Below are 22784 nucleotides of genomic sequence, written 5' to 3' on the forward strand. Positions count from 1 at the left end.
CCAGACCCGCCGCAATTCACCGCCATTCAGTCAGGCAGGCACACCAGAGGCAGAGCAGAGGCCCAAACAATGAAATCCCAAAACCGTTTCATCGCGTCGATCACGGCAACCGCCAAGACAGAGATCCCGCGCCTTCCCTTCGAACGCGGGGCAGCGCGTGCGGCGATGATCGCCCGCCGCATCTCCGCGCAGGAAAAACCGCAAACCCTGCCCTACGCCAAGAGCGCCTGACCAACCAGCCGCCGAACGGGGCGCAAGCGTTTCCCTCACGCTTGCGCCCCTTTGGCGTGCCCGAAGATGACGGTGCTGCGATTCGGCTCCAACGCGCCAAATATGGCAGCTTCGTTCACCCAACCCAGACAATCCGACCGGGTGACGGGGGATTGTCATACGACCCGGCGCGGCAATCACATCAATTTTGACTTTGCGGTTCAATTAGGAGCAAATCGTCATCAGTACAGATGCGTTCCTTAACCGTCCTTCTGTCGTTGTTGGTGGGGGCCAACACGGATGTGACCCGAATTTCAGGGTGTTCACATGACGCGCCTCCATCGTGACCTGCCCGGGATGACTCCCGCGGCCAATCCGGCTCTTTCTCAGCCGGACCATTCGGATCCCGCACTCTCTCCTGATGGGCGGCCTCGGCGTGCGCACTCTCTCATGCGCAAATACGAGGTCGCCGCACTGCTGCCGGACCTCACGGTGTCCTTCACCCAGCACATTGCCCCCGCGTCCGAGTTTTTCGAGGCCTGCGCCACCGCTTTTGCCCGCGGCACGCTGATCGATACGCTGCGTGGCCCTGTCGCGGTCGAGGATCTGGTGCCCGGTGATTACATCGAAACGGCGAATGGGTCCGAACCGATTACGTGGATCGGGTCCACCACCTATGTCCCCGGTCATGACGACAAGGACACGACACTGACCCACATGACCCGCATCACCTCTGATGCGTTCGGCATGGGGCAGCCGCCAATGGACCTGCTGCTTGGCCCTGCCGCGCGCATGGTGGTGCGTCACCCGCGTCTGGAAACGCTGCTGGGGCAGGACTGCGTTCTGGCACAGGTGTCGGATTACGCCGATGGCGACCGGTTCCTGCAGATCGCGCCGATGGGCACCGTGCAGTTGTATCACTTCATGGTGCAGCGCCACACGACGATCCGGGTCGGCGGGGTCGAGCTTGAAACCTATCATCCGGGCAACACGGCCGGTGCGACGCTGGGCCAGAACATGCGCGCGCTGTTCCTCAGCATGTTCCCCAACATCTCGGCGCTGGACGATTTCGGTCAGGTCAGCATGACACGCACCGCGCGAGAGGTTGTGGACAGCCTGATCGACATCTAGACCGATCCGGGCACCCGCAATTCACCAAACGTCACGCGCCGCACCTGACCCGGCGCGCCCCAACGGCCAGTCCTTTTTGCCCGTTGACCCCTTGTCGCGCCTCGCCCTGGTCTCCGGATGGTCAGGAATCGCAGACTGCGCCATCGCCCCGTGTCCTGTTATTCACAGAACATGCGGCACTTTTGATGCCGGACCGCAGCCACATCAAAGGGTTTCAAAATGACCGATTTCAGCAATCTGACCATGAAGCGCGGCACATTTGACGGCGACGAGGATACGTTCGATTATGACCTGTCCGCAGCGGAAACACCCGATGACGGCGACGCCTATTACAAGATCGAACTAATCAATGCGACACTCGCCTCCGTCCGCAGTGAGAACCTGGATCAACACGACAGCAGCGACCCGATTATTCGCGAAGCCGCAATCCTGGATTTTGCGCTGACTGGTGACGACTCGTTCTGACCCGATCGGGCCGCAACAGCCGTTGCGCCGTGCAGTCGGTGTCAGGCGCTGCGGCTCAGCCGTTCTTCCAGAACCTCGAACGGCACGCCCGGTTCATCCTTGGCGCCGCGGATCACCAGTGAGGTCTTGACGCTGGCCACGTTGGGCGTGGTCAGCAGATCGCCGGTCAAAAAGCTCTGGAACGTCGACAGGTCCGGAGCGACGCATTTCAGGATGAAATCCACTTCGCCGTTCAGCATGTGGCACTCACGCACCAAGGGCCAAGCGCGACAACGCTCTTCAAAGGCGGACAGGTCACCCTCCGCCTGGCTTTGCAGCCCGACCATGACAAAGACCTGCACCTCGAACCCCAGTTCGCGGCTGTCCACATCGGCATGGTAGCCCTTGATATAGCCCTGCTCTTCCAGTACGCGGACGCGGCGCAGACAGGGCGGGGCTGATATGCCGACCCGGCGGGCCAATTCGACATTTGTCATCCGCCCGTCAGCTTGCAGTTCTGCCAGAATCTTGCGATCGATCGGATCAAGCCGGTGACCAGGCATGCGTTTCCCCCGCCAAATTTGCGTTTGTTATAACAGACAAGCGCGGACACGCAATAATGTTTCGCAGTCGCGCAAGAATCAAAAACAGTAGGGGCGATGACGGCAATCTGTTCACAAACCGCGGACAATCCGTCAAATCATTGACGAAACGTTAACCACAATTTGCCAGAATCGCATTTTTCGAATATGAAGATCTGGCGTTGGCCCATTTTTTAGTCAGCGGGCCTAAAGATTTTGATCAATTTACAGGTAGGGGGATCAGAAATGAGACTTAGAAACATGGCAGCCGCAGTGGTTGCCTCAGCAGGCGTGATGACGGGCGCCGCAAGTGCGGCAACATACGACCTTGCCTTTATCATGGACTTCTCGGGCAGCATCTCTGATTCGGAATACGAATCCGCCATGGATTCTCTGGCGTCTGCGCTGAGCTCCAGCATTCCCACAAGCGGGCCCGACGTATACACGATCTCCGTCGTGAGCTTTTCGTCCACGGCGACGGATCCTGCCAATGTCATCGTCGACGAGGTGGTCGTGGACAGCGCGGCCGATCTTGCCGCTGTCGTATCAGCTATCGATACCGCTCCGACCGCCACAGATGGCAGAACCTGCTATGAGTGTGCATTTGATCTGCTCGGTTCGATCGCGTCGGCATCAGGTGACTTCAGCATCATCAACATGATGACGGACGGCGACCCGAACGCAATTATTGGAGATGCCTTCGCTTCGGTCGCGACGGCGCAGGCCGCGGCGATCACCGCTCGAGATGCCCTCAAGACCGCAGGCTGGGACTCGTTGAGTTTTGAGGCCGTCGATCTGGACCTTGCCGCCGAAGGCCGCTTGAGCGATTTGGCCTTTGATACCGCAGGCATGGGAGCGCAGCCGATTTTCGGCGATCCATCGCTGATTTCCGACCCACTGAACGCATCCTTCGTGCTGTCGGTATCCGACTTCGGCACAGCCTACGACGATGCGATCTCGGCCAAGGTCCAAAAAATTGTGACCCCGGACCCGATTCCGCTGCCTGCTGGCCTGCCGCTGATTGCGCTTGGCCTCGGCGCGCTTGGCGCGCTGCGCCTGCGGGGCCGCAAGAAGGCGTGAATGCGTCCTCTTGAACCTCTGAACACCATGGCCCGCCGAGCAATCTTTGGCGGGCCATTTCGATTCAGTATCGGTTCTGGCGTCCCGGCTCAGTTCGCCGCTTCCTTCTTCAGAACCATCAACTCCTGCTTGTCGTTGATCCAGATCGCAACGGCCTGTCGCACACTTTCCTTCGGCAGCTTGTCATGCGCATCGGGTGCCTCTTCGGGAACGGCGTCGGCGTTGATCCAGATCCAGGCCCCACACGGCGCGCGTGCTTCGCAGGCGATCCGACCTTCATCGGCATAGGCCGCTGAATCCAATCCCGCCGGACACAGCAACATGCTGACCATGCCGTTTTCGCCCTTCAGCTCGCAGGCGGGTTCCGCGGTTTCAACCACCGGATCGGTCTGATCCTGCGCCATGACGCCCGTGGCCAAACCGGCCAAACCCAACAGTGCTGCAAGCCCTGTAAATCTCTGTGTTTTAACCATCATGACAAATCCTTTTCAGGTTTCACGGCACGACTCTATCAGAGTTCCCCGGCCATGCAGACAGTATATCACGGCAAAGTGCGGCACAGCCGCCATGATGACTGACGGGGTTTCTTGCACGCACGTGCATCGCTATATGCATGCGGAACCGCTGCTTTTGAGGAAATCCAGACATGTCCGAGCCACGCCATACCAAGGTTCTCATAATCGGGTCCGGTCCCGCCGGGTACACCGCCGGTGTCTATGCCAGCCGCGCCATGCTGAACCCGATCCTTGTGCAGGGATTGGAACCGGGCGGCCAGCTGACCACCACCACCGACGTCGAAAACTGGCCCGGAGACACCGAAGTGCAAGGCCCCGACCTGATGGTCCGGATGGAGGCCCACGCCCGCGCCATGGGGACCGAGATCATCGGCGACATCATCTCGTCGGTGGAGTTCGACAAGCGCCCCTTTGTGGCGCATGGCGACAGCGGCACCACCTACACGGCGGATGCAATCATCCTCGCCACCGGCGCGCGGGCCAAGTGGCTGGGCTTGCCGTCCGAGGAGGCGTTCAAGGGCTTCGGCGTTTCGGCCTGCGCCACCTGTGACGGCTTTTTCTACCGCGGCAAGGAAATCGTGGTGATCGGCGGCGGCAATACGGCAGTCGAAGAGGCCCTGTTCCTGACCAACTTCGCCTCCAAGGTGACGCTGATCCACCGGCGGGATGAGCTGCGCGCCGAAAAGATCCTGCAGGACCGCCTGCTGAAACACCCCAAGATCGAGCCGCTGTGGTTCCACCAGCTTGAAGAGGTCGTCGGCGACGACATGCCCAAGGGCGTGACCGGCGTGAAGGTGAAGAACGTCAAGACCGGCGAGATCACGGAGATCCCCTGCGCCGGCGTCTTTGTCGCCATCGGCCACGCCCCTGCCAACGAACTGGTCAAGGACGTGCTGGAAACCCACATGGGCGGCTATGTGGTGACCAAGCCCGACAGCACCGAAACCTCGATCCCCGGCGTCTTTGCGGCGGGCGACCTGACCGATCACAAGTACCGGCAGGCTGTCACCTCGGCGGGCATGGGCTGCATGGCCGCGCTGGAGGCAGAGCGCTGGCTGGCCGAACGGGACGCCGCTGGCGAACCGGCACCCGACGTGGCGAACGAACCCGCAAGCGCCTGACCGGCGCGGACTCGCGGATCACAGGCCCGATGCCCCGCGCATCGGGCCTTTTCTGTTCCCGAACGCCCGCCAGAGCCGAGGTTTTTCGGCAACATCCCGCACAAGGGCCAAATCCGGGGTTTTCCGAACCGGAAAAGAATGACATGCGTTCACCCGTGAACACACTTTGAGTCGCGATTGATGAAAGTCGCCAGTCCCGCATGTCCCTGCCTGACGAAAATCAGCTTTTCCTGCTGCTGCGACAGCTTGAACGCGCCCCGGACGCGTCCCAGCGCGCAACGGCAGAGGCATTGGGGATCTCGCTTGGGCGGCTCAACACCATCCTGCGCGCCACGGCAGAGGCCGGGCTTGTGCAGATCACGAACCGCACAGGTCCCGACCGCCGCCAGCGGTTTGCCTATGCGCTCACCCCCGAAGGCAAGGCCCGCAAGGACCACCTCATCGATGCCTTTCTCGCCCGCAAATTCGCCGAATACCAATCGCTGCACGCCGAACTGACCGGATCCGCCAGCGATCTCATCCCGCTTAAATACAGGAGCAGCCTCATGCAGAACAATCTGGCCCCCATCCCCGAGCTGTACGTGTCCTACGACAGCGCGCAAAAGCTCAAGGTAGAGGCGGGTGACCTCACCTCGCACGATCTGACCCCGCGCCAGATCTGCGATCTGGAACTGCTGATGAACGGCGGCTTCAACCCGCTCAAGGGCTTCCTGTCGGAAGAGGACTACAACAGCGTCGTCGAAAACATGCGCCTTGCCGATGGTACGCTGTGGCCGATGCCGATCACCCTCGACGTGTCGGAAAAATTCGCCGAGACCATCGAACTGGGTCAGGACATCGCGCTGCGCGACCAGGAGGGCGTGATCCTCGGGACCATGACCGTCACCGACAAATACGTGCCGAACAAGGCCAACGAGGCGGCCAAGGTCTTTGGCGCCGATGACCTTGCACACCCGGCGGTCAACTACCTGCACAATCAGGCGGGCAAGGTCTATCTGGGCGGTCCCGTCACCGGCATCCAGCAGCCCGTGCACTATGATTTCCGCGGTCGCCGCGACACTCCGAACGAACTGCGCGCCTACTTCCGCAAGCTGGGCTGGCGCAAGGTCGTGGCCTTCCAGACCCGCAACCCGCTGCACCGCGCGCACCAGGAACTGACCTTCCGCGCCGCGAAAGAGGCGCAGGCCAACCTGCTGATCCATCCCATCGTCGGCATGACCAAGCCGGGCGACGTCGATCACTTTACCCGCGTGCGCTGCTACGAGGCGGTTCTGGACAAGTACCCGCAGTCCACCACCACCATGTCGCTCCTGAACCTTGCCATGCGTATGGCCGGCCCGCGTGAGGCCGTCTGGCATGGCCTGATCCGCGCCAACCACGGCTGCACCCACTTCATCGTTGGCCGCGACCACGCCGGCCCCGGCAAGAACTCTGCCGGTGAGGATTTCTACGGCCCCTACGACGCGCAGGACCTGTACCGTGAACACCAGTCCGAAATCGGCGCCGAAATGGTCGATTTCAAACACATGGTCTACGTTCAGGAACGCGCCCAGTACGAGCCCAATGACGAGATCGCCGACAAGGACAACGTCACGATCCTGAACATCTCGGGCACCGAACTGCGCCGCCGTCTGGCCGAAGGTCTGGAAATCCCCGAGTGGTTCTCCTTCCCCGAGGTCGTTGCCGAACTGCGCAAGACCAAGCCGCCGCGCTCGCAGCAGGGCTTTACCGTCTTCTTCACCGGCCTTTCCGGTTCGGGCAAGTCGACCATCGCCAACGCGCTCATGGTCAAGCTGATGGAAATGGGCGGTCGCCCGGTGACGCTGCTGGACGGTGACGTGGTGCGGAAACACCTGTCGTCGGAACTGGGCTTCTCCAAGGAGCACCGCGACATCAACATCCAGCGGATCGGTTACGTCGCCTCCGAGATCACCAAGAACGGCGGCATCGCGATCTGCGCGCCCATCGCGCCCTACACCGCGACGCGCCGCTCCGTGCGTGAGATGATCGAGGAATACGGCGCCTTCTGCGAAGTCCATGTCGCCACCTCGCTGGAGGAATGCGAACGCCGTGACCGCAAGGGCCTGTACAAGCTGGCGCGCGAAGGCAAGATCAAGGAATTCACCGGCATCTCCGACCCGTATGAGACCCCGACAAATGCCGAACTGGTGGTCGAAACCGAAAACGTCGATGTCGACAACTGCGCCCACCAGGTCCTGCTCAAGCTGGAATCCATGGGCCTGATCGCCGCGCAATAAGCGGACCAGCAAGACAAACGAAAGGCCGGGCAAGTCGCCCGGCCTTTTTTCATGGTTGTAACGCCTACTGGCCAGTTACCCGGGCATCTCGTCGTATTCGATGACAAAGCCCATGTTGTAGCCCGACGGCATGGGGCGCGCGCCGTATTGGGACACCGTTTCCCAATAGTCGCCCCAAGTGGCGACGGGCACGTTCAACTCGCCAAAACCCATGACGTTCTGCCTGCCACCGCCGTTCGGCTGCGTGTTGTTGCGCGGGTCACGGTCGGTGATCCCGTCGTCAAGGTTCTGTGCCCAGTTGGTGTAGCCCCACGGCTCGCCAGAAAGCCACTGCCAGCCCTCAAGGGATTCCGTTGTATCCGAAACGCGCACACCGCCCAGAAACGGGCCGATCTTGATACGGTAGTGGCTGTCGGGTGTGTAGTCGTCCGGGAACTCCCAGAAATACCTGTCGTCATCGACCAGCCCGAAGACAAAGGCATTTTCCTCGGGCGTCGTCAGGGAGGCAAGGTAGCCGCCCTCGCTTTCCGCAAGGATCGCCGCCTGAACCCAGCTGATGTTCATGCTCTCGACATACACGACCTCGTAATAGTTGGTGTCGCCGTCCGGACGCTCAAAGCTCTGGATCGGCTGGCGGACATAGACCACGTCATCGGGCAATGAGGCGAAATCCGCGAAGATCGGGTAGTTGACGGTGAACGTCGCCGGGCCGACGACCACATCCTGCGACGGAACAGCCTCCTGTTGCGGCGGCGGACCAGAAGGTTTGCCCTCTCCGGGTTTCGGCCCTCCCTGCGGATACATGCCGGTCGCGGGCATTTCGCTGAGGTCATAAAACGTGTCCGCCGGAGTGTACTCCTGAGCGACGACCCTCAACGCGATCATTGATGAAACCGAAGCCGTCGTGACGGCCAGCGCGATGAGGAGACGTTTGAAGGTCATGGTAAAGGTCCTTGGAATTGATGCGTTCCAAGGATGATACGCAGCAGCAACCCACATCCGCCGATCAGACGCAACGATTCCGAAAGAAAATCTTGTTCCTGCCTGACCCGGCCTGCGCTGTCCGAACAAACAGGCACTCTTCGTTCAGATAGACAAAACTTCCCGACTACCGGAAACGCAAAGCCTGCCGCGCCCTCATCTGCGCAACAGCCCCCGCGCCGCATGGCCCTTTCGATTGGTGTCGACCACCGCAAACAGCGGCTTGCCGATCTCATAGGGGGCCTTGCCGGTGGCGAACTTGACCAGTTCGGCATTGTCCGTGCGCAGCTCTTCGAACAGGTCTTCGAACTGTTCCAACTCCATGTCAAAGGTCTGTTCGAACGCCCGGTCCCAATCGTCCAACTCTCCGACGGCGCGCCAGAAATCGACAATCCTGTCCTCCCCATAGCGCATCGCCAGCGTCGAGGTGGCCACGTTGGAGGCAGAATATTCGCGGTGGCTGCGCACCGACTGCTTCTTGCGGATCCATTCCAGTTCCAGCGGATCATCCTCATCCCCCGCCCGCAGGGCGGACAGCATGGGGATGGAGACCTTCTGATTATACGTCCCGCGCGCCTTGATTTCGGCCAGGTAGGCGGTGCCTTCGACCATCCATGCAGGCCCCATGCGGCGGCGGCCGGATTCGTCGTATTCCACCTTGTCGTAGCTCATCTCACGCTGAACATGGTGCATGAACTCATGCAGCATCACGTATTGATAGCGGCTCTTCCACATCTCGTAAGAGGTGATGGCCTGCTGATGTTCCTGAGGCATGCAGAACGAAACGCGGTGCCGATAGGCGCTGCCTTCCACCCGCTCGACCCCGATGCACATGTCATCGGCGGTATCGCGGGCCGCGCTGGGTGACAGGTCCGGAATACCCGGCACCGGGCGCTTCAGCAGCTCTTCCAGATCGTCGCGATTGAAGGCGACAATCAGAACCGGCTTGCTGGCGGTCTCGATCCCCCATTCCTCGGCAAAGGTCCGGCGCGCCTCTTCGTAGGAGCGCGCGACATAGCTGCGAATCTCTGGCGGCACGCTGTCAGAGGTCAGGATCAGCGGCGGCTCTGACGCGGGCGTCAACGTCTTCACGTCCGGCTTGTAGGCGGCGATCTCGCGGCACCAGCCAACGGCGGCGCGGCGCGAAAAATCGGGCAGCCCGTCGAAAACCTTCCGCGCGCTGTCCTCTATGACCCCGCTTACAAAGTCCGACAGCGCCTGCCTTGTATCCTGCCCGTCCAGCCCGTCCGCCGGACCGGGATTATAGCCCAGCGCGGCCAGCTGACGCTGCACACAGGTCACATGCATATCCGAAGCCGCCGCTTGTCCGGCAGCCGCCGCAAGGCCGAGGCCAAGAGAAAGGATCACGGTTTTCAATTGCATGGCGCTGAACTCCGGCTCAGGATTTCACGCATATGAGACCGAAATTTGGCGAATCGGGCAAGTAAGGGCAGCCTTACCTGGAAAATCCGGCTCACCGTCCCGGCTGACCGCCCATCAATTCCGCCTCTGTCAGGGGCCGGTGCGCCAGCGCCCGGTCGCCATTCACGTCCCGGTCCTCGATGAATTCCGCCCGCGCGGTCTGATCGTCGCGCAGCATCGGGTAGAGCGTCTCGAACTCCTCGACCGACATGCCATAGACGTTTCGGAAAGCCGTGAACCAATTGTCCGTCTCCCCCACCTCGCGCCAGTAGCGGAACAGCGTTTCCTCGCCAAAGCGGTCGATCAGCAGCGCCACGCCAAAGGCAGAGACGTCATAGGCCTCGGCCACCCGGACCTCGCGCGCCAGCCGGATCTGGCGCAGGTCCAGCTCCGAGGCCGCCGCCAGCGCCTGCATCCCGTCCAGCGTCGGCTGCCCGCGCCCGTACCGGTCCTTCATGAAGGCCTGTTCGATCACCTGCGCCGATCCCTCGACCATCCACGCCGGCCCCATGCGCGGGCGCACCGCATCGGGGTTGGTGACCCAGCGCGCCACCTTGTCAAAGGTGAATTCGCGCTGCGCGTTGTGCACCATCTCATGCGTCATCGTCACCGACAGCACCAGCCGGTACAGCTCTGCCAGCGCCGGTTCCTTCAGCGCCAATACCTTGCCGCAGAACGACAATCCGTCGCGCGAGGCACTTGCCCCCAGCCCGAACTCGGTCTCGCAGTCCCGTTTGCCGCGCGCGCGGATCTCACCCCAGCTTTGCAACCTCATCGTGCCCGCCTTGCCCACCAGATCGTGCCAGTCCTCGACATTGGTGGCGAGGATGATCCGGACCTGACTAGCGACCTGAACGCCGTAGCGCCGCTGCAGGAAATCCTCCGCCTCTTGAAAGGCCACCCGCACATGCGCTTCCAGCTCGGGGTGCACATCCGCGCCCACGAACACCTGCGGCGGCGTGCGCGAGGGCATCAGCGCCGCCGCCTCCGGCGCGCGCATCCCGATCTCCCGGCACCAGCCCACGGCAGAGCGTTCGACGAAATCCGGCAACCGGTCGAAAACAGCCCGATCCTCTGCCGATGTCACCCCCTCCAGATAGGCGCGCAAGGCGGCACGGGTTCGCGGGCCGCTCAACCCATCCATCGGCCCGGGATCAAAGCCCAGTGCAGCCAACTGCCCCTGCACGCAGGCCACGTGGTCATCCGCCGCATCAGCCCGCAGACCGGGCAGCCAGAACAGAAGCGACAGGGCTGCAACACCCACTGCTCTCAGCATCCGTCCCTCCAATCCGCGTGCAATATCCCGGTATTGACGCCTCTTGCCCCGTCACCTGTCAAGCCTGCGGACCCCGAAACCGCCGTTGGCCGGAATCGATGCCGTTGATAGCCTGTTAAGGCATTTACGTGCTAAAATGGTGCCATGTTTCTTTACCGCCTCCTTGCCATCACGGCGCTATTGCCGGGCAGCGGGCCGGCCTTGGCCGCCCTTGACTGCGCAACCGTCGCGGGTGTTACGCACACGGCGCCAACTGGCGTTTCGGTGTCCCTGCAGGCGGGTCAGACGCTGACGATCTCGACCCCGGATGCCGGTACGCTTGCCGTCTCGACCGAATTCACCGGCACCGGCGGCACGGATGACAGCCTGTGCAACCCCGCCACCTCCTGCGACGGGTTCAGCCACACCGCGCAACGGACCGGCCCCTATGTCGTCGATGCCTTCACCACGGCGGGCGACACCTTCAGCCTGACCTGCAGCGGAGGGGTCGTCACGGGCGGCACGGCCGCGGCGCAGGGGACCGGCGCCTTCGTCGCGGCGGGTGGCTCGACCCGCATGATCGGCGGCGCGATCAACAACACCCTCGGCAGCAGCGCCCCGGCGGCGGTCACGCGCGACGGGCTGTTCCTGTCCAGCCGCGACGCCGGGTCCGGCATGATCGGCTGGGCGGCGCTGCAGGGCGGTTGGTACGATGGCGATGTGGACGGCACATCGCGCGAACTGACCTTCGGCATGGATTTCGAGGTCGGCGCAGACACCCGCCTTGGCCTCTTCCTCTCTGCCGGTCGCGCGGACCTCAGGGTGAACGGGGTCGACGTCGACAGTGAGGCGATCAGCTTTGGCCCCTATTTCAAGACCCGCTTCGGCGACCGTTACACGCTGACCGGCTACGCGCTCTGGGCGCGGCCCGATTACAACGTCGGCAGCCTCTCCTATCAGGCCGAACGCCGCGCCGCCGGACTCAACGCCAATGCCGATTACACATGGGGCAGTGCCAACATCCGCTCCTTCATCGGCGTCTCCGGCTTTTCAGAGGATCACCCGGCGGCAGGGGGCCTTGCCGCCCGCGACATCAGCTCTGTCACCGGGGCCATCGGCACCCGCGCCACCTTTCAGACCGGCACCGCGCTGGCCCCCTATGTCAGCGTCGGCGCGGATTTCACCCGCTTCGACGACGGTCTTGGCAGCGAAACCAGCTATACCAGCCCCCGCCTCGGCACCGGCTTCAGCTATGACACAGGCCGGGGCAACCTCTCGCTGGATCTCGACGGCGGGCGCGTCCTCGAAGACACGCGCGACCTGCGCCTGCGGATGAAATACAATCTCAATTTCTGACCCCGCCCAGACAATCCTCAGCCTGACCTCCATCCCGCCGCGATTCGGCGGGCTTGGCCCCGTCCTGCACAGCCTCACCCGACAGGGGGCGGCCCGCGTGGTGCTTTGCCTGCCGCGCAGCTATCGTCGCTTTCCCGGTCCCGTCACGCCGCCCCCCTTGCCCGCGGGCGTCACCCTCCTGTGGGCGGACAGGGATGACGGTCCGGCGACCAAGCTTTTGCCAACGCTGCGCGCCTTCGCGGATGCGCCGGTCACCTATTGTGACGATGATTGCCTTTATGCTGACGGCTGGCTGGACTCCCTCTGCGCCGCCGCCCGCCCGGGTGAGGCCACCGCCGCCTCCGGCTGGTCCGTCACCCGCCTGAAACGGCAGGGCGCAGAGTGGCCCTTTACCGATATCGCGCAGGGATTTTCCGGTGTCCGCGTCACCCGGGGCATGTTTGCCCCGCAGGTCTTTGACCCGCCGAATCAGGCCCGCATGGTCGATGACATCTGGCTGTCCGCCATGCTGGCCCTTGGCGGCACACCGCTCCGCCTTGCCCCGGCAGCGCGGGAAAGAGTGACGCCGCTGGACCTGCCCGCCGCCCTCCAGCACGAAACTAACCGCGCGCAGGACAACGCTCAGGCCGCGGCTCTCATAAACAGCCGTTTCGGGCTGTGGCCCGACCTGCCCAAATGAAAGGGCCCGGCACCCGTCAGGATACCGAACCCAAATTTTTTCGTTGGCCTGTCCTGTTCGGGGTCTGGGCGCATCGCGCCCAGGCTAACCCGGCAGGTCAGTGAACAGTCACCGGGGACAAATCGTTCTGCCGCGCCAGCACAAAGGCCAGCGACCGGTCCTTGACCAGCGCCAGACGCTCTCCATCGGCACGGTGCACGGCATAGAGCGTGTCACGCCCGGCCACCTGACGGCGCAGATCGTCCGGCAGGTCCGCCGCTTTCACAGGACGCACATAGACGGTACGGCCTTCGACCAGCTTGTCGAAATCATACTTGGCATGCATTGGTCTTACCCCTTTCTGATCTGAATGGTCTGCACGACGGTTTCGGGACGACTCAGCGACAGGTCCACGTGCAACAGGCCGTTCTCCATCACAGCCTCCCCCACTTCGACGCCATCCGCCAAAACAAATGTGCGCTGAAACTGGCGCGCGGCAATGCCGCGATGCAGAAATATGCGTTCCGCCCCGTCATCGCGCTGTCGGCCACGGATCACCAGCTGCCGGTCCTCGACGGTGATCGACAGGTCTTCCTGCCGGAATCCGGCCACGGCCAGGGTGATCCTGTAAGATTGGTCAGAAGTCTGTTCTATATTGAACGGCGGATACCCTTCACTGGTCTTCGCGGTTCGTTCCAGCAGCCGTTCCAATTGCTCAAACCCGAGCATATGGGGATAGGACCCCAGGGTAAGTTTGGTCATCGACACGTCCTTTGCACAAGCGACCGTCACATCCGCGTCCCAAAAGGCAACGCGGCTCCATGGAAATATGGGCACCTGCCCGCAGGCGCGCAAGGGGCTTTGCCGTGGGCTGGTAAATTGTTATGTTGGCGCTCTGTTAGGTCATCAAGGGACAGGCTCATGAACGCGCCCACGGATATCGCCATGAAGAGCGAGGATGTTCTGCGGGTCGAACTGGAGGTGTTCAAACGCGAACACCGCGATCTGGACGATGCGATCCGCGCGCTTCAGGAACGCGGCACCGCCGACCAACTGACCCTGCAACGGCTGAAAAAGAAAAAGCTGCTGCTGAAGGACAAGATCGCCCTGATCGAGGACCGTCTGACCCCCGACATCATCGCCTGACCTCCCCCTCCGTCCGGCCCATTGCACCGCCCGGCGCATCCCGTATAACGGACGCTCACGTATCCGGAGGCGCAAATGACCAGCCCCAGCATCGGCATCATCATGGGCAGTCAGTCGGACTGGCCCACCATGGTCGAGGCCGCCGACATCCTCGACGAACTGCAGGTGCCCTATGAGGCCCGCATCGTCTCGGCCCACCGCACGCCGGACCGGCTCTGGGACTACGGCAAGACGGCAGTGTCGCGCGGCCTTCAGGTCATCATCGCGGGTGCGGGCGGCGCCGCCCACCTGCCCGGCATGATGGCGTCCAAAACCCGCGTGCCGGTGATCGGCGTTCCGGTCCAGACCCGCGCCCTGAACGGCGTCGACAGCCTCTATTCCATCCTCCAGATGCCGCGCGGCTTTCCCGTCGCCACCATGGCCATCGGCGCGGCTGGCGCGAAAAACGCGGGCCTCATGGCCGCTGGCATCCTCGCCCTGCAGGACCCGGACCTCGCCGCCCGCCTCGATCAATGGCGCGCCGACCTCTCCGCCTCCATCGCCGAGGAACCGGTCCGCGACTGACCCCAAGGCCCCCCGGGACCACACCCCAAGACAGCCCACAATCCGCAGGTACGCCCATGACCGCCCCCCTCCCCACCGGCAGCACCATCGGTATCCTAGGCGGTGGCCAGCTCGGCCGCATGCTCTCCGTCGCCGCCAGCCGCCTCGGCTTCAAGACCTGCATCTATGAGCCCGGCGCCGACTGCCCCGCCTCGCATGTGGCCAACCACCACCTGCGGGCCGACTATGACGACGCCAAGGCACTGGAACAATTCGCCAATTCCGTCGATGCCATCACCTATGAGTTCGAAAACATCCCGACCTCCGCGCTCGACATCCTCGAACGGCTGCGCCCGATTCACCCGGGCCGCGAGGTGCTGCGGATCAGCCAGGACCGCCTGACCGAAAAGACCTTCCTGCAGGACCTCGGCCTGCAGACCGCCCCCTTCGCCGACATCACCGGCGCCGCAGACCTCGACGCGGCGCTGCAGACCATCGGCACCCCCTCGATCCTGAAAACCCGCCGCTTCGGCTATGACGGCAAGGGACAGGCCCGCCTCACCAAACCCGAAGACGCCACAGAGGCGCTCGACAGCCTGCAAGGCGCCCCCGCCGTGCTCGAAGGTTTCATCGACTTCAGCTGCGAAATCTCGGTCATCGCCGCGCGCGGAACAGACGGCCGCGTCGCCGCCTTCGATCCGGGCCAGAACGTGCATGAGGGCGGCATCCTGCGCACCACCACGATCCCCGCCGCCGTCCCCAATCGCCTGCTGACCGACGCGGTGCTGATGGCGGGCAAAATCCTGAACGCGCTCGATTATGTCGGCGTCCTCGGCGTGGAATTCTTCGTCACCCCCGGCGGTCTCGTCATCAACGAAATCGCCCCGCGCGTGCACAATTCCGGCCACTGGACACAGAATGGCTGCATGACCGACCAGTTCGAACAGCACATCCGCGCCGTCGCGGGCTGGCCGCTGGGCGATGGCCAGCGCCACAGCGACATCCGCATGGAAAACCTGATCGGCGATGACATGGATCGCGTCCCCGCCCTCGCCGCAGACCCGAAATGCGCGCTGCACCTATACGGCAAGGCAGAGACCAAGCCGGGCCGCAAGATGGGCCACGCCAACTTCCTCATTGCGCAGGGCTGACCCGCCGCTTCTTTGGGCTGAAAATACCTCGGGTGGAGTTTGAGGAGGGCAGCGCCCTCCTCAAGGCCTGCGTGGCCTGAACGCAAACCAACCTGCGCGCGCCAGCGCCCCGCTAGGTCACAAAACGCGCCGCCACCGCCCCGCTCATGAACGCCACCTGCCCACCGGCTATCACCGCCGCGATCCGGCGGGTCTCGCGGTCCATGACCACCACATCGGCGCGCAATCCGGGCAGCAACCGCCCGCGATCCGTCAGGCCCAGAACGCGCGCCGGCCCCTCGGACACCAGCGCCCAGGCCCCCGCCTCGTCCAGCAGGCCCAGTTCCACACAGCGCCAGGCCGCCCGCGCCGGGGCCGGATAGTGATAGTCAGAGGCCAGCGCATCACACAGCCCCGCGCCGATCAGCTCCAGCGCGGACACATTGCCCTCGTGGCTCGCCCCGCGCACCACGTTGGGCGCGCCCATGACCACCGCATCGCCGCCCGCCTGCGCCGCCTCTGCCGCGTCAAGCGTTTCGGGAAATTCCGACACCCGCGCGCCGCGTGCACGCCACTCGGCCCGCACCTCGGCGCTGCGGTCATCGTGACTGCCCATACGCACGCCGCGCGCCGCCAGCCTGTCACAGACCGCGTCCAGCGCCGCAGGCACCTCATCCCCCGCCGCGTGCAACCGCTGCATCAGCGCCAGATGCGCCTCGGGGCTGCGCCCGGATTTCAACGCCTGCCCGACCAGACGCTTGGGCTGCCGCCCCGCGTCCAGACGCACATGCGGCAGATGATCGTTGAAAACCACGTAACCGATGCCCCAGCGGTCCAGCGCCGCCTCTGCTTCGGGCAGGGCCTCTAGGTAATGCGTCTCCAGCCGCATCTGCAGCCGCAGGTCCACCGGCACCGTTTCCCGCACCTCGGCCACCGACGCAAAAACCTCCTGCGCGAACTCCGGCCCGCGCATCCCGCCTTCCCATGACCAGAACTGCGCCAGCACGGCGGTGGTTATGCCGCAACTGGCAAGCTCGGCGGCGCAGGCCACCATGCCCGCGTCACGCTCGCGCAGCGCGCCCCGGCGCGGAGCCATGTGCCGTTCGAACCCGTCGCCATGCACGTCGACGATGCCGGGCAGCAGATCGTATCCCGACAGGTCCACGGCACGCCCCGCCGTGCCGTCCACGATCACCCCACCCGCCAGCGACAGCGCACCGCTGTCCCACCCGCCGGGCCGCATCACCCGCGCGCCCTGCAGGTCCAGATCAATTGTCATCACACCGCCCCAGCGCACAGTCCAACAGTTTCTCGTCCAGCAATTCGGTCCAGTCCGCATCGGGATCGAACCGCCCGTCGCGCAGAAAACTCACGACCTGGATCATCGCCTCGGGGGCCTGCATCATGTAGGTATGCGTCACCGGCAGGGTGATGTGATCCGCCATGCCCTCCACCCGCGTCGATTCCACCGAAACCTTGCCATCGTCCGGCCCGGGGATCAGCACGCTCGCCACGGCGTTCAGGGACTGGTTGCCCGCGATCACACCCAGCGGGAAATCCACCGGCGGCAACCGCACCGGCAGGCTGTTTGGCCCGGTCCCCAACTGTTCAAAGGCCGGGCCGTGGATCCAGACCACGATTTCCCAGCTGTCCAGCAGATCAACCAACTCGCTGCCGCCGTTCGGCGGTCCCATCATCACCACGCGGCCCAGCCGCTCGGGCCGGTTGTCCGCAAACCAGTGCCGCAACAGGATGCCGCCCATCGAATGGGTGACGAAATGCACATCGCGGTCGCCGCAACTGGCCACCGCCTGCGGCAGGGTTTCCTCGGCCAGCCGCTCCACCCGGTCCTCGGCTGACGGATATCCGGGAGCGATCACCTTGTAACCCTGCGCCTCCAGCACAAGGCCAAGAACGGTCATGGAATATTCGGTCCGCAGCAGTCCATGCAGCAGGATCACGCAATCCGCCTGCGCACGCGCAACGGCGGGGGTCAGGCAGAGCAAACAGAACAGGAGCCATTTCATGCCACTGGCTTACCCCTCCGCCCTGCCCTAGAAAAGATGCAAAGGAGTCCCCCCAATGCCCAGCCCCCGCCTCGCGGCCCGCGCGGTCATCCTGCATCACGACCGCCTGCTCCTGGTCAATGCATGGCCCGGCCACCGCTCCGATCTGTGGTGCGCGCCGGGCGGCGGCGTCGAACGCGGCAGCAGCCTGCCCGACAACCTCGCCCGCGAGGTGCATGAGGAATGCGGCCTTTCGGTCAGCATCGGCGCGCCCTGCCTGATCAACGAATTCCACGATCCGCGCGGCACCTTCCACCAGGTCGAGGTCTTCTTTCGCGCGACCATCACCGGAGGAGAGCTGTCAGACGACTGGCGCGATCCCGAAGGCGTGGTGCACAAGCGCCGGTTTTTCGCCCGGGATGAGGTCCAGAGGCTCAACCTCAAACCCTCCAGCCTGCCCGGCGCGGCCTGGGGCGCGGGGCTGCTTTATGACCCGCTCGAGCCGATCAAACGGTAACGCCGGGCGGCGCGTTTCTTAAGAAGGCGTAAAAACGCCCTCGTAACCCCTTGATTCTGCATTCCCCCTAAGCTGTCCACGCGTGGACACCCCTCAGCGCCGCAGAACAGACAGCCCCACACCGCCCAGCACCACGGCCGCCGCTATCACAAAATCTCCGGTCAGCGTCTCGCCCAGGAAAACCATCCCGCCCGCCATCGCAATGACCGGCACGGTCAGCTGCGCCACCGCCGCCACGCTGCCCTTCAAATGCGGCAGGACATGATACCAAAGGGCATAGCCCATGCCCGATGTCACCGCCCCCGAAACCATCGCCAGCACCACGCCCGCCATCTCCGGCGCCACCGCCTCGGGACTGACCGGCAGCATCAGCCCCAACAGGATTCCAAGGGGCGCGGCCAGCACGAAATTCGCCCCCGTGGCCAGCAGCGGATCCTTCGCCTTGCGCCCGGCCAGCGAATAGACGCCCCAGCCGACGCCCGCCAGAACCATCGCCGTGCCATGGATCAGGCTCAGCTCAACGCCCCCGCCCGGCCACAACAGCCACGCCAACCCGGCAAAGGCCAACCCCGCCCCAACCCAGCGTAACACCGGCGGACGTTCGCCCCCCAACAGGCTGCCGCCGAACATCGTCACCTGCACCGTCCCGAACAGGATCAGCGCCCCCAGCCCCGCGTCCAGAACCACATAGGCGACGGAGAACCCGTAGATATACAGCAAGAGCCCCAGCACCCCGGCCACCCGCCCGGGCCCGCCCAGAACCACAGTCCGCCGCAACACCACCCCCAGAAGGACTAGCATCAGGGCACCGGACCACAGCCGGATCGTCCCGAAACTCACCGGGTCGATCCCGCCCGAGGTCAACGCAGCCCGGTTCAGCACGGAATTGGCGGCAAAGGCCACCATGGTCAGGGCAATCAACAGAAACAGGCGCATCGGGCCTCCGGTTTTCCCGTTTCAGGGCCGCACCGGATACCGCGCGCCCTTGTCATCCAGCAGCAACAGCCGCCCGCCATTCATGACGTAAAGATCGCAGCGGGAAAAGCCATTCACATAATCCACGCAGACCTCGCCCGCCCCGGTCACCCGCCAGTACCCATAGGCTGTCCCGCCATCGCCGGCGTAGGTGTAGGTGTAGCGACCGTCCGGATAATACTCGGATTGCCCGTCGTCGAAAAAGACCAGCACCTGCCCGGACAGCCGTCCCTCCAGCGCCTCGGCACCAAAGGGCTGGTCACCTTCCCGCAGGGTGTAGCCTTGGGCAAACACGGGACCGGCAATCAGCAGGGCAAAAAGGATACGCATGACCGCAACCTAGCGGAACGGCGGATCACCCGCGCCTCACCTTCGCGCGAGGCGCCCTTCCTGCGTCTTTGGTTGTGAAAATACCCTCGGGGGAGTCGACCGCAGGGAGACAGGAGCAGAGCCCCCGGAAAGCGGATATAGTCATTCATCATTGGCCCAAAGCCCATATCAGGCGCAGATAAAAACCAGTCTATTCCCTTCCCGGACCCGGCGAGTCTTGCTTCTCAGAACTCCAACTCCAGCGAACTCCCCAAGATCAAGGAACCATTGCCACTACGGCCGAGATCGGCTCTGAAACGACCATTTTGCAGGCGGCGGGAAACTGAGGCCGAGACTGTGGACGCAGAAAAGTCGCGACCAAAATCACCGTCCAGACCGAAGGAGTAAGTCAGGTCTGCGTTTTTGTCCGTGCTGGCGAATTCGATTGACGCACCGCCAGTACAGGCCTTCCCAGACCCGGCGAGTTCGCTGTAGCAGGAAATGCGAGGCGTGAAGGCGAACATCGACGCCCCCGCATTCACACCGGTCTCGAAACGGAGTTCGGCAAACAGGCGGGTGCTGCTCAACGAGCCAAGCTGAGCGATATCCGACTGCTGGATGGCACCGAGCGAGGTCACCACATCAACATCAGCTGACGGGGAGTAGGCATAGTTAATGCCAACCCGCGGCGACAGCGAATAGGTCTCGAAATCCACGGTACCCGACAGGCCGATGCCTGCGAAACCAGCGAAGTAGGTGTAGTTACCCTTTGCATTGATCGTGCCAAGCGTTCTGGCGAAATCGAGATCGAACTCATGTCGTCCCGCGGCAACGCCAAGGAAGTAGTCGACAAACAGTCCGTTGTCGAAACCTCTTGCGCCATACACCCCAGCATTGACACCCAGGCCCGAGATTTCGCCATCTGCGCGGCCACCCACCGAATTCTGGCTGCCATAAAGGCCAACGAAGAAACCGCTGATGGCGTTTTCGCCCACGAAACGGTCACGTCGGTACGAGAGGTTCAACTGCTTATGTGAAAGCCCTTTGGCGGACTCGAAGACGTTGAAGTATCCCTCAAACGTGCTGGTAATACCCGAGCCACAATGGTGGCGTCGGCTAAGGACAGAGCCGTCTGCAGTAATGTCGGTGTTGTTTTCCGACAGGTCAAAGCTGCGCTCCAGCCGGTCCGTGTCGTGACACGGCTGATCAATGGCAGACCCATCGAGCAGGACAAACTCCACGCGCCGGTTTTTCGCCTTACCTGCCGCGGTCGCTTTGCTCGCGACAGGACGGCTCTCACCGTAACCACGTGCGACAAAGCCTCTCGTGTTCACGTTGCGCGCGTCCAGGGCACGCATGACCGCTTCGACCCGGCGCTGGCTCAGATCCAGATTGTACGCCTCCGATGCATCACTGTCGGTATGACCCGCTATTTCAAACCGGGTGCCGAGGCACGAGTCCAGAATGCGCGCGATGTCATCAAGCGTGTCAAAGCTTGCCTGAAGGATGACCGTGCTGTCAGGTGCAAACAGGATGTTCTCTTCTGCCAACCGACCGGCAATGGCTGCCTGGCATTGGCTGCCCGACCGCTTCCGCAAGCGTTGCAGCGCATCTTTGGCAAAGCCATCCGCTGCCCGCATCTGGTTTTCAATTGCGATCGAGCGGTCTTCTGCCAGGATGGCTATCAAATCCGTTTCGATTTCATCGAGCAAGGAGGGTTCCAAAACCTTGATATTCAGCAAGGCGGTGTCACAAACGGCTGGGTTCAACTCCGAACACAGTCTGTATTCCAGTGTGTAATCCCCCTGTGCTGTGCCTTTGGGGATGGAAATTGTTCCGTCATCGCGGATGGTGACGCCGGCAATGCCGCCATCGGCCATTACGACAATGAAGGTGTCTGACCCATCTTTGGCAACAGGTCTGCCGCCGATTGTGTCATTATCCAGAACCGTGCCAATCTCTCCGCCAATTGCACTATTGACGACCAAAGGCGTGAGATCGTCATCCACCGCCGCGATCGCCGGGGCTGTCACCACAACCCGCGCCGTGGCCACCGCGCAATTGCCCGGGTTCACCGTCTCGCAGATCTCGTAGCGGTAGTCATAGCTGCCCGCCGTCGTCCCGGCCGCCACCGTCAGCGTGCCCGTCGCGGCATCCAGGGTGATTGCCCCCGCCGCCGGCGCCGAGACCAGACCCAGCGCGCTGCCATCCCCGGCCAGCGCCGCCGTGGTCAGCGTCACCGCCGTCCCAAGCGCCGGATCCGTCGCCCCGTTCAGGCTGTCATTGGCCACGATATTGGCGAGCACGCTCTCCACCGCGCCGCTCACCGGCGCAGGCGCGTCATCCACCGCCGCAATAGGAGTGATCGTCACGATACGGATGATCATGCCGTCCAGATCGATACGAGTGAGTGCGCCGCGGCCTTCGGCGCCGTTTTCAATGGCATCGTCATAGACGAAATTGAACGTGGACGTCGGCGAAACAAAATCAAATCGCGCAGCATCACCAACCGGGTTATTGATTGTCCCGTAAAGAAAGTCGCCCTGACCGCCGCTCGCAATGAGGTTGTTGATAGCATTAAACCCAGCTGGCGGCGACGCAAGGCTGCCAACAGTCAACGTGCCGCCCAGAGGCGTCCAGCTACCAGGCTGGTCAATATCTGCCACATCACGCGTGTCGCTCGCATCAAAATCGTCAATTCCCGAAAAGGATATCTGATCAATATCGAAACCACTGGTTTCAAATGTCAGGATCATTGATGCGATACAAACTGCCGGATAACGACCGTCATCTTCGACATGCAACCGCCAGCGCCCGGCGGAACCTTCGTCCGTGTTCACACATGCAGCCTCGGGCGACCCCGACACTGTGATGGTCATGGTTGGATCATCAACAGATCGGTAAATCGACTGCCAGGTCGTCGGCGAACTAACGTGCTGAAAAGCTGTTTGAGCCGCTGAAACATTGGCAGACAAAATAGCCAACATGCACACGCACATCGCATGGCGAACGTTACTAAATTTCATGGGGTTCCGAACTCTTTCCGAGAAGCGCATTGCAGCACGTGTCATCCGCCTAGTTCCACAAATTCACAGAGCGGGAATTCACATGTTTCGTCTCTGTAACTGGGCTTGTTCCATCGATGT

At 63.0% G+C, this 22784-nt stretch carries 24 protein-coding genes; 12 read left to right on the forward strand and 12 right to left on the reverse strand.

The genetic code is table 11. The features are described 5' to 3' along the window. Nucleotides 1–69: 69 nt before the first annotated feature. The 3 genes from ACTXGA_RS12160 (at nt 70) to ACTXGA_RS12170 (ending at nt 1806) form a co-directional block, all read left to right on the forward strand. Nucleotides 70–231, forward strand: a complete 162-nt coding sequence (locus ACTXGA_RS12160) for a hypothetical protein (RefSeq protein WP_443393988.1) — start codon at nt 70–72, stop codon at nt 229–231. Nucleotides 232–660: 429 nt separating this feature from the next. Beyond that, nucleotides 661–1341 (forward strand): Hint domain-containing protein, encoded by a 681-nt coding sequence (locus ACTXGA_RS12165; protein WP_443393990.1) that lies wholly within the window; start codon nt 661–663, stop codon nt 1339–1341. Nucleotides 1342–1560: 219 nt separating this feature from the next. Next, nucleotides 1561–1806, forward strand: a complete 246-nt coding sequence (locus tag ACTXGA_RS12170; protein WP_443393992.1) for a hypothetical protein — start codon at nt 1561–1563, stop codon at nt 1804–1806. A gap of 41 nt (nt 1807–1847) precedes the next feature. On the opposite strand, the gene ACTXGA_RS12175 is transcribed toward ACTXGA_RS12170, so the two are convergent. Beyond that, the gene (locus tag ACTXGA_RS12175) at nt 1848–2348 is read right to left on the reverse strand and encodes an Lrp/AsnC family transcriptional regulator (protein ID WP_443393993.1); all 501 of its coding nucleotides are present in this window, start codon (nt 2346–2348) and stop codon (nt 1848–1850) included. Nucleotides 2349–2627: 279 nt separating this feature from the next. Here ACTXGA_RS12175 and ACTXGA_RS12180 point away from each other — a divergent pair, with 279 nt between their 5' ends. Then, nucleotides 2628–3446, forward strand: coding sequence for a DUF1194 domain-containing protein (locus tag ACTXGA_RS12180; RefSeq protein WP_443393995.1), 819 nt, complete (start codon nt 2628–2630; stop codon nt 3444–3446). 89 nt (nt 3447–3535) lie between these two features. Here ACTXGA_RS12180 and ACTXGA_RS12185 read toward each other — a convergent pair whose 3' ends face one another. After that, nucleotides 3536–3922, reverse strand: a complete 387-nt coding sequence (locus ACTXGA_RS12185) for a hypothetical protein (RefSeq protein WP_443393997.1) — start codon at nt 3920–3922, stop codon at nt 3536–3538. A gap of 170 nt (nt 3923–4092) precedes the next feature. Here ACTXGA_RS12185 and trxB point away from each other — a divergent pair, with 170 nt between their 5' ends. Beyond that, nucleotides 4093–5082: a thioredoxin-disulfide reductase gene (trxB, locus tag ACTXGA_RS12190; protein ID WP_443393998.1), complete on the forward strand. Its 990-nt coding sequence runs from the start codon at nt 4093–4095 to the stop codon at nt 5080–5082. A gap of 200 nt (nt 5083–5282) precedes the next feature. After that, complete coding sequence (locus ACTXGA_RS12195; protein ID WP_443394000.1) at nt 5283–7340, forward strand: bifunctional sulfate adenylyltransferase/adenylylsulfate kinase; 2058 nt, start codon at nt 5283–5285, stop codon at nt 7338–7340. 75 nt (nt 7341–7415) lie between these two features. Here the strand turns inward: ACTXGA_RS12195 and ACTXGA_RS12200 are convergent, their stop codons facing one another. From ACTXGA_RS12200 to ACTXGA_RS12210, 3 genes are all read right to left on the reverse strand, one after another. Then, nucleotides 7416–8282: a C-type lectin-like domain-containing protein gene (locus tag ACTXGA_RS12200; RefSeq protein ID WP_443394002.1), complete on the reverse strand. Its 867-nt coding sequence runs from the start codon at nt 8280–8282 to the stop codon at nt 7416–7418. Nucleotides 8283–8477: 195 nt separating this feature from the next. Next, on the reverse strand, nt 8478–9704 hold the full coding sequence (locus ACTXGA_RS12205) for a peptidoglycan-binding domain-containing protein (protein ID WP_443394004.1): 1227 nt from the start codon (nt 9702–9704) through the stop codon (nt 8478–8480). Nucleotides 9705–9795: 91 nt separating this feature from the next. Further along, nucleotides 9796–11019: a peptidoglycan-binding domain-containing protein gene (locus ACTXGA_RS12210; protein ID WP_443394005.1), complete on the reverse strand. Its 1224-nt coding sequence runs from the start codon at nt 11017–11019 to the stop codon at nt 9796–9798. A 144-nt stretch (nt 11020–11163) separates the two neighbouring features. Here ACTXGA_RS12210 and ACTXGA_RS12215 point away from each other — a divergent pair, with 144 nt between their 5' ends. Together ACTXGA_RS12215 and ACTXGA_RS12220 are read left to right on the forward strand one after the other, a co-directional pair. After that, nucleotides 11164–12354: an autotransporter domain-containing protein gene (locus tag ACTXGA_RS12215; RefSeq protein ID WP_443394006.1), complete on the forward strand. Its 1191-nt coding sequence runs from the start codon at nt 11164–11166 to the stop codon at nt 12352–12354. 97 nt (nt 12355–12451) lie between these two features. Then, complete coding sequence (locus ACTXGA_RS12220) at nt 12452–13033, forward strand: hypothetical protein (protein WP_443394008.1); 582 nt, start codon at nt 12452–12454, stop codon at nt 13031–13033. Between the two features lie 97 nt (nt 13034–13130). Here the strand turns inward: ACTXGA_RS12220 and ACTXGA_RS12225 are convergent, their stop codons facing one another. Together ACTXGA_RS12225 and ACTXGA_RS12230 are read right to left on the reverse strand one after the other, a co-directional pair. After that, nucleotides 13131–13358, reverse strand: coding sequence for a DUF1150 family protein (locus ACTXGA_RS12225; protein ID WP_443394010.1), 228 nt, complete (start codon nt 13356–13358; stop codon nt 13131–13133). 5 nt (nt 13359–13363) lie between these two features. Continuing rightward, on the reverse strand, nt 13364–13774 hold the full coding sequence (locus ACTXGA_RS12230; protein WP_443394012.1) for an Hsp20 family protein: 411 nt from the start codon (nt 13772–13774) through the stop codon (nt 13364–13366). A gap of 159 nt (nt 13775–13933) precedes the next feature. Here ACTXGA_RS12230 and ACTXGA_RS12235 point away from each other — a divergent pair, with 159 nt between their 5' ends. The 3 genes from ACTXGA_RS12235 to ACTXGA_RS12245 all read left to right on the forward strand — a co-directional run bounded on the left by ACTXGA_RS12235 (nt 13934) and on the right by ACTXGA_RS12245 (nt 15852). Next, nucleotides 13934–14158 (forward strand): YdcH family protein, encoded by a 225-nt coding sequence (locus ACTXGA_RS12235; RefSeq protein WP_443394014.1) that lies wholly within the window; start codon nt 13934–13936, stop codon nt 14156–14158. 75 nt (nt 14159–14233) lie between these two features. Further along, nucleotides 14234–14722, forward strand: coding sequence for a 5-(carboxyamino)imidazole ribonucleotide mutase (gene purE, locus ACTXGA_RS12240; RefSeq protein ID WP_443394016.1), 489 nt, complete (start codon nt 14234–14236; stop codon nt 14720–14722). 56 nt (nt 14723–14778) lie between these two features. Continuing rightward, the gene (locus ACTXGA_RS12245) at nt 14779–15852 is read left to right on the forward strand and encodes a 5-(carboxyamino)imidazole ribonucleotide synthase (RefSeq protein ID WP_443394018.1); all 1074 of its coding nucleotides are present in this window, start codon (nt 14779–14781) and stop codon (nt 15850–15852) included. Nucleotides 15853–15964: 112 nt separating this feature from the next. Here the strand turns inward: ACTXGA_RS12245 and ACTXGA_RS12250 are convergent, their stop codons facing one another. Further along, nucleotides 15965–17110 carry an alpha-D-ribose 1-methylphosphonate 5-triphosphate diphosphatase gene (locus ACTXGA_RS12250; protein ID WP_443394020.1) on the reverse strand — a complete coding sequence of 382 codons (1146 nt, stop codon included), beginning with the start codon at nt 17108–17110 and terminating at the stop codon, nt 15965–15967. Beyond that, nucleotides 17100–17858: an alpha/beta fold hydrolase gene (locus tag ACTXGA_RS12255; RefSeq protein ID WP_443394022.1), complete on the reverse strand. Its 759-nt coding sequence runs from the start codon at nt 17856–17858 to the stop codon at nt 17100–17102. Before ACTXGA_RS12255 ends, ACTXGA_RS12250 begins: the two co-directional genes overlap by 11 nt. A gap of 55 nt (nt 17859–17913) precedes the next feature. Here ACTXGA_RS12255 and ACTXGA_RS12260 point away from each other — a divergent pair, with 55 nt between their 5' ends. Beyond that, on the forward strand, nt 17914–18354 hold the full coding sequence (locus ACTXGA_RS12260) for an NUDIX domain-containing protein (RefSeq protein ID WP_443394023.1): 441 nt from the start codon (nt 17914–17916) through the stop codon (nt 18352–18354). Between the two features lie 93 nt (nt 18355–18447). Here ACTXGA_RS12260 and ACTXGA_RS12265 read toward each other — a convergent pair whose 3' ends face one another. The 3 genes from ACTXGA_RS12265 to ACTXGA_RS12275 form a co-directional block, all read right to left on the reverse strand. Then, nucleotides 18448–19290, reverse strand: a complete 843-nt coding sequence (locus tag ACTXGA_RS12265) for a DMT family transporter (protein ID WP_443394025.1) — start codon at nt 19288–19290, stop codon at nt 18448–18450. Nucleotides 19291–19311: 21 nt separating this feature from the next. Further along, nucleotides 19312–19659, reverse strand: coding sequence for a hypothetical protein (locus tag ACTXGA_RS12270; RefSeq protein ID WP_443394027.1), 348 nt, complete (start codon nt 19657–19659; stop codon nt 19312–19314). Nucleotides 19660–19883: 224 nt separating this feature from the next. Next, complete coding sequence (locus ACTXGA_RS12275; RefSeq protein ID WP_443394028.1) at nt 19884–22664, reverse strand: OmpA family protein; 2781 nt, start codon at nt 22662–22664, stop codon at nt 19884–19886. Between the last annotated feature and the right edge of the window lie 120 nt (nt 22665–22784).

It is taken from the genome of Antarctobacter jejuensis (assembly GCF_052266595.1).
GTDB classification, from domain to species: Bacteria; Pseudomonadota; Alphaproteobacteria; order Rhodobacterales; family Rhodobacteraceae; genus Antarctobacter; species Antarctobacter jejuensis.